At 72.3% G+C, this 13,097-nt stretch carries 10 protein-coding genes and 2 pseudogenes; 7 read left to right on the forward strand and 5 right to left on the reverse strand.

Annotated elements, in window-relative coordinates; all coding sequences use genetic code 11:
• Nucleotides 1–70: 70 nt before the first annotated feature.
• The 3 genes from ACWGIU_RS13275 (at nt 71) to ACWGIU_RS13285 (ending at nt 1,948) form a co-directional block, all read left to right on the forward strand.
• Nucleotides 71–751, forward strand: a complete 681-nt coding sequence (locus ACWGIU_RS13275; protein WP_453705276.1) for a TetR/AcrR family transcriptional regulator — start codon at nt 71–73, stop codon at nt 749–751.
• A 127-nt stretch (nt 752–878) separates the two neighbouring features.
• Nucleotides 879–1,409, forward strand: coding sequence for a hypothetical protein (locus ACWGIU_RS13280; RefSeq protein WP_453705278.1), 531 nt, complete (start codon nt 879–881; stop codon nt 1,407–1,409).
• Complete coding sequence (locus tag ACWGIU_RS13285; RefSeq protein WP_453705280.1) at nt 1,406–1,948, forward strand: hypothetical protein; 543 nt, start codon at nt 1,406–1,408, stop codon at nt 1,946–1,948. The genes ACWGIU_RS13280 and ACWGIU_RS13285 overlap by 4 nt, the downstream gene beginning before the upstream one ends.
• Before the next feature lie 95 nt (nt 1,949–2,043).
• Here ACWGIU_RS13285 and ACWGIU_RS13290 read toward each other — a convergent pair whose 3' ends face one another.
• A complete protein-coding gene (locus tag ACWGIU_RS13290) occupies nt 2,044–2,496 on the reverse strand; it encodes an aromatic-ring hydroxylase C-terminal domain-containing protein (protein WP_453705290.1) in 453 nt (150 codons plus the stop codon).
• Nucleotides 2,497–2,607: 111 nt separating this feature from the next.
• Nucleotides 2,608–3,744: pseudogene (locus ACWGIU_RS13295) on the reverse strand (FAD-dependent oxidoreductase); the annotation flags it as partial.
• Between the two features lie 148 nt (nt 3,745–3,892).
• Between ACWGIU_RS13295 and ACWGIU_RS13300 the strand changes: the two are divergent.
• Nucleotides 3,893–5,065, forward strand: coding sequence for a SchA/CurD-like domain-containing protein (locus ACWGIU_RS13300; protein WP_453705282.1), 1,173 nt, complete (start codon nt 3,893–3,895; stop codon nt 5,063–5,065).
• Between the two features lie 13 nt (nt 5,066–5,078).
• Nucleotides 5,079–5,330 carry an acyl carrier protein gene (locus ACWGIU_RS13305; protein ID WP_030388264.1) on the forward strand — a complete coding sequence of 84 codons (252 nt, stop codon included), beginning with the start codon at nt 5,079–5,081 and terminating at the stop codon, nt 5,328–5,330.
• Between the two features lie 80 nt (nt 5,331–5,410).
• Here ACWGIU_RS13305 and ACWGIU_RS13310 read toward each other — a convergent pair whose 3' ends face one another.
• From ACWGIU_RS13310 to ACWGIU_RS13320, 3 genes are all read right to left on the reverse strand, one after another.
• The gene (locus ACWGIU_RS13310) at nt 5,411–6,481 is read right to left on the reverse strand and encodes a methyltransferase (RefSeq protein WP_453705284.1); all 1,071 of its coding nucleotides are present in this window, start codon (nt 6,479–6,481) and stop codon (nt 5,411–5,413) included.
• A gap of 35 nt (nt 6,482–6,516) precedes the next feature.
• Nucleotides 6,517–7,653 carry a right-handed parallel beta-helix repeat-containing protein gene (locus tag ACWGIU_RS13315; protein ID WP_453705292.1) on the reverse strand — a complete coding sequence of 379 codons (1,137 nt, stop codon included), beginning with the start codon at nt 7,651–7,653 and terminating at the stop codon, nt 6,517–6,519.
• A 251-nt stretch (nt 7,654–7,904) separates the two neighbouring features.
• On the reverse strand, nt 7,905–8,459 hold the full coding sequence (locus ACWGIU_RS13320; RefSeq protein ID WP_453705286.1) for a DM13 domain-containing protein: 555 nt from the start codon (nt 8,457–8,459) through the stop codon (nt 7,905–7,907).
• Between the two features lie 287 nt (nt 8,460–8,746).
• Here ACWGIU_RS13320 and ACWGIU_RS13325 point away from each other — a divergent pair, with 287 nt between their 5' ends.
• The gene (locus ACWGIU_RS13325; RefSeq protein WP_453705288.1) at nt 8,747–12,643 is read left to right on the forward strand and encodes an nSTAND1 domain-containing NTPase; all 3,897 of its coding nucleotides are present in this window, start codon (nt 8,747–8,749) and stop codon (nt 12,641–12,643) included.
• Nucleotides 12,636–12,944: pseudogene (locus ACWGIU_RS13330) on the forward strand (LLM class flavin-dependent oxidoreductase); the annotation flags it as partial. The gene ACWGIU_RS13325 and the pseudogene ACWGIU_RS13330, both read left to right, overlap by 8 nt.
• Nucleotides 12,945–13,097 lie beyond the last annotated feature (153 nt).

The raw sequence follows: 13,097 nt of genomic DNA on the forward strand, positions 1-13,097 counted from the left end.
CCCGCGCGCCACGGACCACGGACCACGCAGGACGCACCACGCACCGCGGCACGAACCGAAAGGAACGCCCATGGCACGGATGCCTTCGGCCGACCGGCGCAGGCAGCTGACCGAGGCCGCCATCCGCGCGATGACCCGCGACGGCGTCGCCGGGACGACGACCAGGTCGATCGCCGCCGAGGCGGGCGTGTCCCTGAGCGTCTTCCACTACTGCTTCGACTCCAAGCAGGCCCTGCTCGAATCCGTCATCGCGGCGATCACCGACCACAGCGTCACCCTGGTGAGGCAGGCGATCCAGCCGAAGGCCACTCTCCGGGAGACCGTCCGGGCGGGCTTCCAGGCGTACTGGGAGCATGTGTCCGCCCACCCGGGCGAACACATGCTCACCTACGAACTCACCCAGTACGCCTTGCGCCGACCGGACTTCGAGCACCTGGCGCGGCGGCAGTACGAACGGTACTGCGACACCTACACCGAACTCATCGAGCAGCTCCGGCACCACATGGCCATCGAACTCCGCGTGCCCGTGAGCGTGCTGGCCCGCTACCTGGCGGCCATGACCGACGGGCTGACACTGAACCACCTCGTCCTCGGCGACGACGAGATCGCGGCCGAGATCCTCGACATGATCACCGACCACGTCGCGGGCCTCGTCGGCGACGACCCGGAGCCTGAATGCTGGACGGTGCCGTCGGACGTCCCGCGACGGCGAGGTAAGTCATGTGAGGGTCGAAATTCAGCCACTGAGTGAATTGCGTCACTGGGGGGCGAGTTGTGTCCCTCTTGTCCGTTTGGCGGATCGAACTGTCCGGCCAGCGCAGTACGTTGCTGCTCTCGCCATCGAGACCGCTCGATGACCACCGGAAGACCGAGGACGTATGGCTGGACCGGTCCCGCGCGCCGCACTCGCCTGCGCCCTGGCGCTCGGCGCGATGACCGCCTGCTCGGCGGAGTACGACACCGAGGGCAACGACTACGCCGGGGACTACAGCCGGCATCAGCCGCTCGCCGTCGTCGGATATCCCTCCACGGGGTCACTGGGGGTCACACAGGAGGTGGTGTGGCGGATCGCCGACGGTGACGTCGACCAGCTGGCATCGCTGGTGTCCGACAAACAGGGCGAGAACATCCCCGAGAAGACCGCCAAGAACTGGATCGACGCGTTCCGCAAGGGCGCCGACGGACAGGTCACCGCGGAGTTCTACGAGGACGGTTCGTACCGGCAGACCGTCGTGCTCTACCTGCACAACACCGGTCAGGTCAAGGAGCTCTACGTGCGGCCCGTGCTCGTGGACCGCAAGGAGGTCTGGCGGGTGCGCATGTCCGAGCCTGACCCCGCCGAAGCCACCGCCGTGGGCCCCTGGATACCGAGGACACCGGGCGAGCTCGGTTCGAGGGTTCCGCGGTGAGCGCCCGCCCGAGGGCTGCCCTCGCCGTACGCGCCACCCTGGTGTCCGTACTGGTGTGGGGTGGTCTCACCGCGTGCGGCGCCGACGAGGAGGCGCTGCGGTACGCGACCGACTACGCGGGCCACGAGCCGCTGGGCGTGGTCGGGTACCCCACCTCCGAGTCCCTCCGGATCACCCAGGAGCTGATCTGGCGGCTCGCCGACGGCAAGGCCGAGGAGGTGGAGGCACTCGCCGCGGACCCCGACGACGCGAAGGGGGATGTCGAGCGGACCGCCAGGAACTGGATCCGGTCCTTCCACGAGGGGGCCAAGGGGAAGGTGACGGCGGAGTTCTACGACGAGGGGTCCGTGCGGCAGCTCGTCGTCGTCTACTTCCACGACACGGGCCAGACCAAGTCGTTCGTGGTCCGCCTCACCGGAAGCACCGGAGAGGACGGCTGGCGCGTGACGATGCGCGAGCCGGATCCGAAGCAGGCCTCGGCGACTCCCGACTGGGTTCCGCGGACTCCCGGGGGCATCGGCTCGAAGACGACGCGATGACCCGGTCCGACATCATCGCCAGGTGAAGGGCGCCGTCCCGTGGATCACTCCACCGGACAGCGCCCTCAGTGTCCTCAGGAACGGGAGCGGTCGGATCAGGCCCGGTCCAGCAGCGTGGTCAGGACCTCGTGGAGGACGGCCGCCGGATCGGCCACCGCCTGCGCCGAGCGCCAGGCCACGAACCCGTCCGGGCGGACGAGGATCGCACCCTCCGGGGTCGTGCCGTGCACCTCGGTCCAGTCGCCGCCGTTCGCCGGGATCAGGTCGGCCTCCGGCCCGTTGCCGATCGCGTACACGTCCAGGGGCAGGCCGAGCTGTTCTGAGACGGATCGCCCCGCGGCCCGCCACGGCGTGTCCTCCGAGCACAGCAGGACGAAGGAGCGCTCGTAGAGGTCCACGGTGGACTTGGGCTCAGGATCCCCCGGACCGCAGAGCCACATGTGCGGTGCGCGGCTGCCCGGATCGCCGCAGAGTCGCATCCCGTCGGGCACGACGGGCCGGTCCGGGTCGGCTCCGAGCACCGCGCCCCGGTTGTAGCGGTAGCCCATGGCCACGGAGAGGACCCCGCCCTGCCGGCCGCCGGCGCCCGGCGCGGCGTCCGGCACGGCGTCCGCCAGGACCGCGGGCGCGGACCCGGAAAGGGACGTGTGCTCGTGGGCCGGCTCGTACCCCGGGTGGCTGTGCTCCGCCGAACGCGCCGAGGCGCGCTCGCTCGTCGCCCGGGCCACCGGCAACCGCTCGGCCTCGTAGGTCCGCAGCAGGCCCGGACCGGCCGAGCCGTCCAGTACCGCGGCGAGCTTCCAGGCGAGGTTGTGGGCGTCCTGGATGCCGGTGTTCGAGCCGAACGCCCCGGTGGGCGACATCTCGTGGGCCGAGTCACCGGCCAGGAAGACCCGGCCGACCGCATACCGCTCGGCAACGCGCTCGGCGGCGTGCCACGGAGCCTTCCCGGTGACCTCGACGTCCAGGTCGGGGGCGCCGACGGCCCGGCGGATGTGCTCCACGCAGCGCTCGTCGGTGAAGTCCTCCAGCGTCTCGCCGCGGTCCGGGTGCCAGGGCGCGTGGAAGACCCACCGCTCGCCGTTGTCGACCGGCAGCAGGGCCCCGTCGGCTTCGGGCTTCGTCAGGTAGCACACGATGAAACGCCGGTCGCCGACCACGTGGGTGAGCATCTGGGACCGGAAGGTGATGCTCACGTTGTGGAACAGGTCCCCGGAGCCGCTCTGGCCGATCCGGAGCGCCTCCCGCACGGGACTGCGCGGCCCGTCGGCGGCGACGAGGTAGTCCGCACGCACCGTGCTGTGCTCCCCGGTCTCCCGGTTCTTCACGATCGCGGTGACCCCGCCCGGGTCCTGGTCGAAGGAGAGGAGTTCGGTCGAGAAGCGCAGGTCGGCCCCGAGTGAGGGGGTCACGGACATCAGGACCGGCTCGATGTCGTTCTGGCTGCACAGACACCATGCCGCCGGACTGAAGCGCGCGAGCGCGCCACCCGGGTCGATTTCCTCGAAGAGCCACTCCTGGTCGTCGCCGGTCAGCGAGCCGCCCTGCAAGATGCCGTGGTTGTCCGCCAGGACCGAGGCGGCCTCACGGATCCGGTCCTCGACACGGGCCACCCGGAACAGTTCCATCGTCCGTACGTTGATACCGCGTCCGCGTGGGTGCCTCGAGGTACCCGCGTGCTTCTCGACCACCATGTGTCTGACGCCATGCCGGCCGAGGAAGAGCGAGGTGCACAGACCCACCAGCGAACCGCCCACGATGAGGACCGGGACGTGGTGGTCGACGTTTTCCTTCATGGCTCTTCCATGCCCTGTAAGAGGGCGGTTCCCTCGCTCGTTCACCCGCTTGGTTCTCTCCTCTCGCGCCGCACGGATTACGGGACAACGATCGGTTCGGGTGGTGCCGCCCCCCGTGGCGACCGTGTGGTCCCGAAGGAGTGTGAAGATGACAACCTTGTCGGAACGGATATCCCAGTCCGCCTTCGACGGCTCGAGGCTTCGGGTCGTGCTGCTGCTGGACCTGTACGACGGTGCGCAGAACCAGTTCCTGGAGGTGTACGAACATCTGCGTGAACAGGTGTCCTCCGTTCCGGGGCACATCAGCGACGAGCTGTGCCAGTCGATCGAGAATCCGTCGCAGTGGCTCATCACCAGCGAATGGGAGAGCGCACCTCGGTTCTTGGCCTGGGTCAACAGCGAGGAACACCTCGCGTCGGTGCAGCCGCTCCACGGCTGCGTACGGGACACCCGCTCGCTGCGTTTCAGCGTCCTGCGGGAGACCGGCAAGGGGCCGGCGCCCGGCCCCCCGTCCCTCACCGGCCCGCCCTCCGCCGCCGCCTTCTCACCGGACTCCGCGGACGGGGCCCGGCGCAGCCTCCAGGTCGCTCCGCGGCGCGGTGACGGCGTGGTCCGCCACGCGCTCACCTTCACCGTGAAACCCGGCAGCGAGCCGGTGGTGGCGGAGCTCCTGGCCGGATACACGTCCCCGCGGGCCGAGGTCGACGAGAACACCCGGCTGCGCCGCACCTCGCTGTTCATGCACGGCAACCGTGTCGTCCGGGCGGTCGAGGTCGAGGGCGACCTCCTGGCGGCCCTGCGCCATGTGGCCCAGCAGCCCGAGGTGCGGGCGTTGGAGGAGGCCATCAACCCGTACCTGGAACAGGACCGGGATCTCAGCGATCCCGGATCGGCGCGGATGTTCTTCACCCGTGCGGCGCTCCCCGCGGTACACCATGTGGCGGCCGGCGGCCGCGAGCACGCGGACGTCAGGCGGCACGCCCTCTTCTATCCCGCGAAGGACGGGTGCGGCATGGCGCTCGCCCGGCTGCTCGCCGGGCAGGACGAGGCGGCCGTGGACGACCCGGCGTGCCCCATCGAGGGCAGCACCGTTTTCCAGCGCGACGACATCGTCGTGCGCCTCCTCGACCTGCGCGGCCCGCTCGACGCGCGGCCCGCACTGGCCCTCGGCGTCGAGGGCGGCCACAAGGCGGCCGTGCTCGCCCGGCTGCTCGACAGTGCCAAGGACGGCGTCCCCACCACCGATCAGGAGATCTCCCGCTTCCTCGCGCGCACCGAAATGCGCCTGATCACCGACCGGCGTTCGCCGGTCCAAGCCTGAGGAGTTGTCCGTCATGACCGCTCGACTGACCATGGAAGAACTGGCCGCCCTGATGAAGAAGGGGGCCGGCGTCACCGTCGACCCCGCGGCCATGGCGAGCCGCCCCGACTCTGGCTTCGACGAGTGGGGGCTGGACTCCCTGGGACTCCTCGGCATCGTCGGTGAACTGGAGAACCGGCACAGCCGGCCGCTGCCGGCCGACGCCGACCGGTGCAAGTCGCCGCGCGAGTTCCTCGACCTCGTCAACAACGCCCTGGCCGCCTGACAGCGACACCCGAAACCGCCGATGCCCTCGAGACCGGCTTCGTGCCGGTCTCGAGGCGTGCGGTCCTATGCCGGCCGCCGTCACCCGGGCACGGTGCACTCGAACGCGTGCAGGTACGCGTTCACCGGCCGGATCTCGCCGATCACCAGTCCGGCGTCCTCCATACGGGCGCGGAGGCCGGCCTTGGTGTGCTTCGCGCCGCCGACGTTGAGCAGCAGGAGCAGGTCCATGGCGGTGGTGAACTTCATCGACGGGGTGTCGTCGACCAGGTTCTCGATGATGACGACCCGGGACCCGGGGCGGGCCGCCTCGACGACGTTGCGCAGGGTCCTGCGGGTGCTGTCGTCGTCCCACTCCAGGATGTTCTTGATGATGTACATGTCGGCGTCGACCGGGATGGCCTCACGGCAGTCCCCGGGGACGATGGCGGCCCGCGAGGCGAGCGGACCGTCCTCCCTCAGTCGCGGGTCGGCCTTCGCCGCCACGCCCGGCAGGTCGAGCAGGACGCCCCGTACCATCGGGTGCTTCTCCAGCAGGCTCGCCAGTACGTGCCCCTGGCCGCCGCCGATGTCCGCGACGACCGCGATCCCGGTGAGGTCGAGGAGCTCCGCGACGTCCAGGGCCGACTGCATGCTGGAGGTGGTCATGGCCCGGTTGAACACGTGGGCCGACTCGTGCGCGTCCTGGTGCAGGTAGTCGAAGAACCCCTTGCCGAACAACTCCTGGAAGACGCTGCCGCCGGAGCGGACGGCGTCGTCGAGCCGCGGCCATGCCTGCCAGGTCCAGGGCTCCGTGCACCACAGGGCGATGTAGCGCAGGCTGTGCGGGTCGTCCTCGCGCAGCAGGTGCGACATCTCGGTGTGGGCGAACCGGCCGTCCTCCCTCTCCGCGAAGATCCCGTAGCAGGCCAGGGCACGGAGCAGCCGCTGCAGGGGCAGCGGCTCGGCGTTCACCGCGGTGGCGAGCTCGACCGCGGTGGCGGGCGACTCCCCGAGGGCGTCGGCCACTCCCAGGCGGGCCGCGGCCCGTACGGCGGCGGCGCAGGCGGCGCCGAAGACGAGCTCACGCATGCGCATGGCCGGCTGGGGGGTGTGCTGGGGGGTGTGCTGGGGGGACGGGATCGGCGTAGGGGTGGGACTTACCGTGGTCATGAGGCCTCGATTCTGCTGATCAGGGGAGTCACGCGTCAGCACATCCCGGCCGGCACGGAGGATGCGCACCGGTTGTTGACGAACTGGTTGCCCGTTCCGGTCCCCTGGTTGGCCAGGTCCGCCGGCTTGTTGTCCCGCACCACGTTGTCCCGGATGACGTTGTCGGTGTTCGTCGCGCCCACGAAGCTCTTGAACAGCAGGATTCCGCCCGACAGCGGGGAGGCTCCGACGTTGCCGCGGATGTCGTTCGATTCGACGACCGTCTCCTCCGCCCCGGTGAGGACGATGCCGACGCCTTGGATGTCGGGGAGGCGGCTGTTGCCCTTGCAGAACTTGTTGTTCTCGTGGATCCGGTTGTTGCGGATGCTCATGTCCCCGGCTCCGGGCTCGCCCTCGTCGCCGACGACGAAGATGCCGCCGCAGTTGCCGGTGAGGTCGTTGCCGTAGACGGCGAGGTTGCGGACGCGCCTGACGGTGACACCGATCCGGTTGCCGGTCAGCGTGTTCCTGCGGACCACGGCGCCCAAGGTGTCGGTGGCGCCGCCCTCACGGTCGACGGTGTTGGCGATGAAGAGGCCCGACTCGGCGTTGTCGCGGGCGGTGTTGTCGCGGAACAGCCCGCGGGTGGACCGCTCCTGGGCGATGCCCCAGGTGCCGTTCTTCTCGGAGATCACCCGCTGGACGCTCAGCCGGTCGGTGTAGGAGGCCCACACGCCGTTGCGCTTGAAACCGGAGACGGTCAGCGAGCGGATGTCCACGTCGACGACGGGCCGCTCCGCCGTCCCCATGACGCAGATGCCGGTGTCGGCCTGCGAGCAGGCGAGCGCCCGGCCGGACGGCGCGGACGCCGCGGGGGTCACGGGCGGCTTCGCGGCCGGCGCCTGGGCCGCACCGGGTGCCGCCTGAGCCGCCGACGCGCCGGAGGCCGACGGCGCTACGGGCGCGCCCGGCCTGACGGCCGTGACCGGCGGCCTGATCACCGTCCGGGCACCGTACCCGCGCAGGGTCAGCCGCTTGGTGATCAGCACGTTCTCGTAGTAGGTGCCGGGCATCACGGTGATGGTGTCGCCCGGCCTGGCGTAGTTCACCGCGTCCTGGATCGAGTCGCCCGGGTGCACTCTGCGTCCGGCCGCGGCCGAGGAGGGCGCGAGCACGCCGAGACCTGCAGCCATGACGACTGCGATGCACGTGAGGGACTTGATTTGTCGGTTCGTCACGATGCCGAAGTTATGGGCGATGACGACCGCTCGCCACACCGCGTGAGCGGTTGGACACATCCTGTGGGCAAACGGCCGCATTTTGACGTCCGGAGGAGTGGATAGTCGTACTCCGGGCGACGGCCGAACGGGGTGGCGCCGGATCAGCTCCGGTCCTACGGCGTGTCGCCCCTGCCCGGACGGACCCGGACGGACCCGGACGCGCGTCACACGGCGGCGAGACTCGCCGCGCCGAAGGAGACGTCGAAGCGGTCGCACCAGATGGTCACGCTGCTGAAGTCGGCGACGTTCACGTCGGCGGGGACCGGGTAGTTCTGGTCCCCCTTGTTGCCCTTGAGCTTGCCGAGGCTCGCGTGCTTGCCGTCGTCGAAGACGCGCCAGCCCGCCACGCCCTCCTTCACCGGGGCGTCGGTCAGCCACACCCGCAGGTCCGGGCCGTTGCTGGTGTCGAGGTCCGCCAGCCGCAGGGTGTGGGACCCGTCGGGGAGCCGGATGAGCTCCACCGTGCCGGTGGTGCTGTGCTCGTGACTGATGAGCGTCCCGCGGGCGACGGTCACCGGGGCGGCCGGGGCACCCGGTACGGCCTCGGACGCGCCCGGGCCCGGGCTCGACGGAGCGGCGGCGGCCGGGAGCGCCTCGCGGACGGTCTCGTCCTGCCACAACTTCCACGGCTGCAGCCAGTACAGCGCGAATGCCGTCACCACCGCCGCCGCGATCGATGCTCCGCCCAACAGCCGTCCCCGCCGCCGTGTCAGTGCCACTGCCGTTCCCTCTTCCTCGCGTTGCCCCGTCCCTACGGATTCAACGCTGCCGGGCCGCCGTGCGCCATGCCCGCACCGATGACGAAAGTCTTACGCCGCCCCACCCGGCCGTTGCCCCTGCTCCGCGTCCGGGCAAGCCGCGCCCCCGTCGGGGCGGCGTGCGCAGCCGCCCGCCAGGAGCCTTCGCACGCTCGTGTGCCGGTCGTACCGGTCCGAAGAGGCGGCCGTCCGTCCCACCGCCGCTGTAGCCTGGGCACTCCCGTACCGCTGCCTGGGCGCGCACTGCCATGGGGGATGTCTTGGGGGATCCGGACCACCGGCGGAAGACCGATCGCCAGCAGGAGTCCGACGACGCGGCGATGCACTTTCCCGCACAGCTGAGACGTCTGCGGGTGCAACACGGCCTGTCCCTCGCGGACCTCGCCCGGCAGACGCACTACAGCAAGGGCTATCTGAGCAAGATCGAGACCGGCTCGAAGCGCGTCACCGTCGACGTCGCGCGACGCTGCGACGACGTCCTGCGGGCCGGGGGTGAACTGGTGCGGATGGTCCGGGAGACGGGGCCGCGCGGCTCCGACGGCGACGGCGACGGCGACCGCCCGGGCGACGCTGGTGCGCACACCGGTCCGCAGGCGGACGCCGAGTGTCCCTACCGGGGCCTGCCGGCCTTCACCTCCCGGGAGGCCCGCTGGTTCTTCGGGCGGGACCGGGCGACGGCCGAGCTGATCGAGCGGGTCTTCGAACGGATCGGCGACGGGCCGCTGATGCTGCTCGCCCCGTCGGGTGCCGGCAAGTCCTCCCTGCTGAACGCCGGTCTCGTGCCGGCGCTGCGCGGGGGCGGCTTCCCGATGCCGGGCTCCGACACCTGGCCGGTGCTGCGATTCACGCCCACCGCGCATCCGCTGGAGGAACTGCTGGACTGCGCCGCGAAAGCCCTGGGCGGCGATCTCGGCGTCACCGCGGACGAGGTGCGGGGCCGGCCGCACGGGCTGCTCGAAGCCGTCCGGCGGCGCTCTGCGGGACCCCCGTCGGACGGCCTCGACCGGACGCCGCCGCCCCCGCGTCCGGTGCTGCTCGTCGACCAGTTCGAGGAGCTGTTCACCCTGTGTTCCGACGAGGACGAGCGGCGCGCGTTCGTCCGGGTGCTGTGCGCGCTGGCCGCCGCCCCACCCGGACCTGACGGTTCCGGAACGGACGGCCCGGAACCGGACGCTCTCGACCCCGCCGTCGTGGTGCTCGGCGTACGGGCCGACTTCTCCGGGAACTGCCTGGACCTGCCGGAGCTGGCCCCGGTCTTCACCCGAGGGCTGTTCGTCCTGCCCCCGATGTCCCTGGCGGAGCTGCGGGAATCGATCACCCGCCCGGCGGACCTCGCGGGCCTGACCCTCGAACCGGGCCTGTTCCCGCTGCTGATGCGCGATGCCGGCCTGCGTGACGATCCGCCCGACCGGACGCCCTCCGGGGTGCTCCCCCTGGTCTCCCACGCCCTGCTGGCCACCTGGGGCCAGCGCGAGGGCGCCACCTTGACCGTCGACGGGTACGAGCGCACCGGCGGTATCCAGGGGGCGATCGCCCGCACCGCCGAGGAGGTGTTCACCCGCCTCTACCCGGCCGAGCAGAACACGCTCCGCCGGGTCCTGGTGCGGCTGGTGCACGTCGCGGACGGTACGGGGGCCACGCGGCGCCGGATGAGCCGGACCGCCCTGATGGACCAGCTGGCCGACGCGGGCCCCGCCGCGGCCGCGCTCGACACCTTCGTCCGGGCCCGTCTGATCACCATGGACAGCGACACCGTCGAGATCACCCACGAGGCCCTGCTGCATGCCTGGCCGCGGCTGCGCGGCTGGATCCGCGCCGATCGGGCCGGGCTGCTGGTCCACCAGCAACTGGCCCACGCCGCCGCCGAATGGGAGCGCGAGGGCCGCGATCCGTCGGCGCTGCACCGGGGAACCCGGCTGGAGAACGCCCGGGCATGGGCCGACGAGCACGACGGGCGGAGCCGGCTCGGCCCGCTGGAGGCGGCCTTCCTGCGGGCGAGCCAGGACGCGCAGGACAGCCGTGAGCGGCAGGCCGGGCGCCAGGTGCGGCTTCGGCAATGGACGCTGGCCACGCTGGTGGTCCTGCTGGTCCTCGCCATGGGGGCGGGCGGGCTCGCGTACCAGCAGCGCGCGGGCGCGCTCGGACAGGAGCGCGTCGCCCGGTCGCGGGCGCTCGCCCTGCAGTCCGCGGCGCTGACCGCGGGTCAGCCCGAGGCCTCGATGCGGCTCGCCGGTCAGGCGTACCGGACCTCGGCGACGAGCGAGGCCCGCGGAGCGCTGCTGAGCACCCAGTCCCAGCCCTTCGTCGCCCGCCTGGGCGGGCACGCCGGGCCGGTCAACGCGGTGGCCTTCGCACCGGACAACGGCACGCTGGCGACGGCTGGTTCCGACGGGACGGTGACCCTGCGGCGGGTGGCCGACCGCCGGACGATCGCGACCTTCACCATGCCGGGGCGGGTGCGCGCGGTGGCCTTCAGCCCCGACGGCTCGATGCTCGCGGCCACCTCGACGGACGGTCCGGCGCGGCTCTGGGACACCACCACCGGTGGTGGCGGCGGCACGCCGCTCCCGGCGAGTACGACGGGCGCCCGGGCCGTGGCCTTCGCGCCGGACGGGCGGAGCCTGGCCGTCGCCGGTGCCGACGGGACCATCGGCTTGTGGGACGCCGGCGGGGACCACGGCGCCCTCGCGGCCCTCGCAGGTCACACCGGGCGGGTCAACGCCCTGGCGTACGCCGCCGACGGCCGGACGCTGGTGTCCGCCGGCGCCGACCGGACGGTGCGACTGTGGGATCCGGTGGCGGCAGGTCCGCTCGCGGTCCTCAACGGGCACACCGACGAGGTGCTGGGGGCGGCCTTCGCCCCGGACGGCCGTACGGTCGCCACCGGGGGCGTCGACCGCACCGTACGGCTGTGGGACGTGGCGGGCCGCCGGACGGCGGCCACGCTCGCCGGGCACAGCGACGACGTGAACGGTGTCGCCTACACGCCGGACGGGACCACGGTCGTCAGCGCGGGCGGCGACGGCACGACCCGGCTGTGGGACGTGGCCGGGGGCCGGGCGGTGGCGACGCTCGCCGGACACACCGACTACGTCCTCGGGGTGGCCGTGGACAGCCGCGGCGCGTTGCTGGCCACCGCCGGTTTCGACACGTCGGTGGTGCTGTGGGACCTGCGGGGAGCGGCGCTGACCACACGGCCGTTCACGGAGATCTGGGACGCCGCGTACAGCCCGGACGGGAAGCGGCTGGCGACCGCGGGGGCCGATCACGCGGTCCGGTTGTGGGACGTGGCGGGGCGCCGGGTCCTGGCCACGTTCGAGGGACACGGCGAGACGGTGTTCTCGGTGGCGTTCGCCCCCGACGGGCGCACCCTGGCCTCGGCCGGTTCCGACGGGACGATCCGGCTCTGGGACACGGGGGCCGGCGGAGAGCCGGCCGTCCTCACCGGCCAGGGCGGGACCGTGTTCGCCGTGGCCTTCTCCCCGGACGGTCGGACCCTGGCCTCGGCCGGTTCCGACGGCACCGTACGGCTGTGGGACGTGGCGGGGCGACGGCCGCTCGGCGTCCTGGCCGGCCATACGGACTTCGCCAACGACGTGGTGTTCAGCCCCGACGGGCGTACCCTGGCGAGCGCGGGGGACGATCTGACGGTCCGTCTGTGGGATGTGGCGGGGCGTCGCCAGCTGACCGTCCTCACCGGTCACCGGGGCGCGGTGCGCGGTGTGGCCTTCAGCCCGGACGGGGGGACGCTGGCGAGCAGCGGCAACGAGGGGACCGTGCGGCTGTGGGACGCCCGGCGCCACCGCTTCCTGGCGGCGCTGGCCGGGCACACCGGCTCCGCGCGGGGCATCGCCTTCTCCCCCGACGGCCGCACGCTCGCGAGCAGTGGCAACGACCGCACGGTCCGGTTGTGGGACGTGGCCGGGCGCCGGACGCTCGCCGCGCTGTCCGGCCACGCGAACGCGGTGTGGGGCGTGGTCTTCGCCCCCGACGGGCGGACGGTGGCCAGCAGCAGTACGGACGGCACGGTACGGCTGTGGGACCTGGACGTCGGGGCGCGGCTCGCCGCGGTCGACGGGCTGCGTGCGTCCGGGGCCGAGGGACAGGACGGGGGTCCGTCCCTCGGGGTCAGGCGTTCGCGATGACGCCGGGGGGACTCGACCCCGGGTCTGGGTGCGCGGCATCCGCGCGGCCGAGGGCGCCATCCCCTGCCCCACCCTGGCCGAGGCGCGGGCCCTGCCCGTGGACCGAGGGGGACCGGTGGCCGACCGGGTGGAGACCCGGTTCGTCGGCTCGGCGCGGACCGTCGCCGACCGGCTGGAGCGCCTCCATGAGGCGACGGGCGCGGACGAGCTGCTGATCACCACGATCACGGACGTCCACGCGGACCGGGTGCGCTCCTACCGGCTGCTCGCCGAGGAGTGGCGCCGCCGGGAGGCGCTCTGACGAGGTCGCGCGCCTTGGTGCCCGGGCTCCGGGGGGCGCGACCACGCCACGGAGTGACCTGTCCTGATCGCCCCTGGACCGGGGATGTCCCCGGCGTCACCCGCCGGAATGCTCCCCGTGACGCGCGCGACCCGCCCGCTGCCGGAGGTACCC

It is taken from the genome of Streptomyces sp. NPDC054840, assembly GCF_053611065.1.

Coding starts and splice junctions, on each gene's coding strand:
- ACWGIU_RS13275 (WP_453705276.1), top strand. CDS start 71: ATGGCACGGATGCCTTCGGCCGACCGGCGCAGGCAGCTGACCGAGGCC.
- ACWGIU_RS13280 (WP_453705278.1), top strand. CDS start 879: ATGGCTGGACCGGTCCCGCGCGCCGCACTCGCCTGCGCCCTGGCGCTC.
- ACWGIU_RS13290 (WP_453705290.1), bottom strand. CDS start 2,496: ATGGGCTACCGCTACAACCGGGGCGCGGTGCTCGGAGCCGACCCGGAC.
- ACWGIU_RS13300 (WP_453705282.1), top strand. CDS start 3,893: ATGACAACCTTGTCGGAACGGATATCCCAGTCCGCCTTCGACGGCTCG.
- ACWGIU_RS13305 (WP_030388264.1), top strand. CDS start 5,079: ATGACCGCTCGACTGACCATGGAAGAACTGGCCGCCCTGATGAAGAAG.
- ACWGIU_RS13310 (WP_453705284.1), bottom strand. CDS start 6,481: ATGACCACGGTAAGTCCCACCCCTACGCCGATCCCGTCCCCCCAGCAC.
- ACWGIU_RS13315 (WP_453705292.1), bottom strand. CDS start 7,653: ATGGCTGCAGGTCTCGGCGTGCTCGCGCCCTCCTCGGCCGCGGCCGGA.
- ACWGIU_RS13325 (WP_453705288.1), top strand. CDS start 8,747: ATGGGGGATGTCTTGGGGGATCCGGACCACCGGCGGAAGACCGATCGC.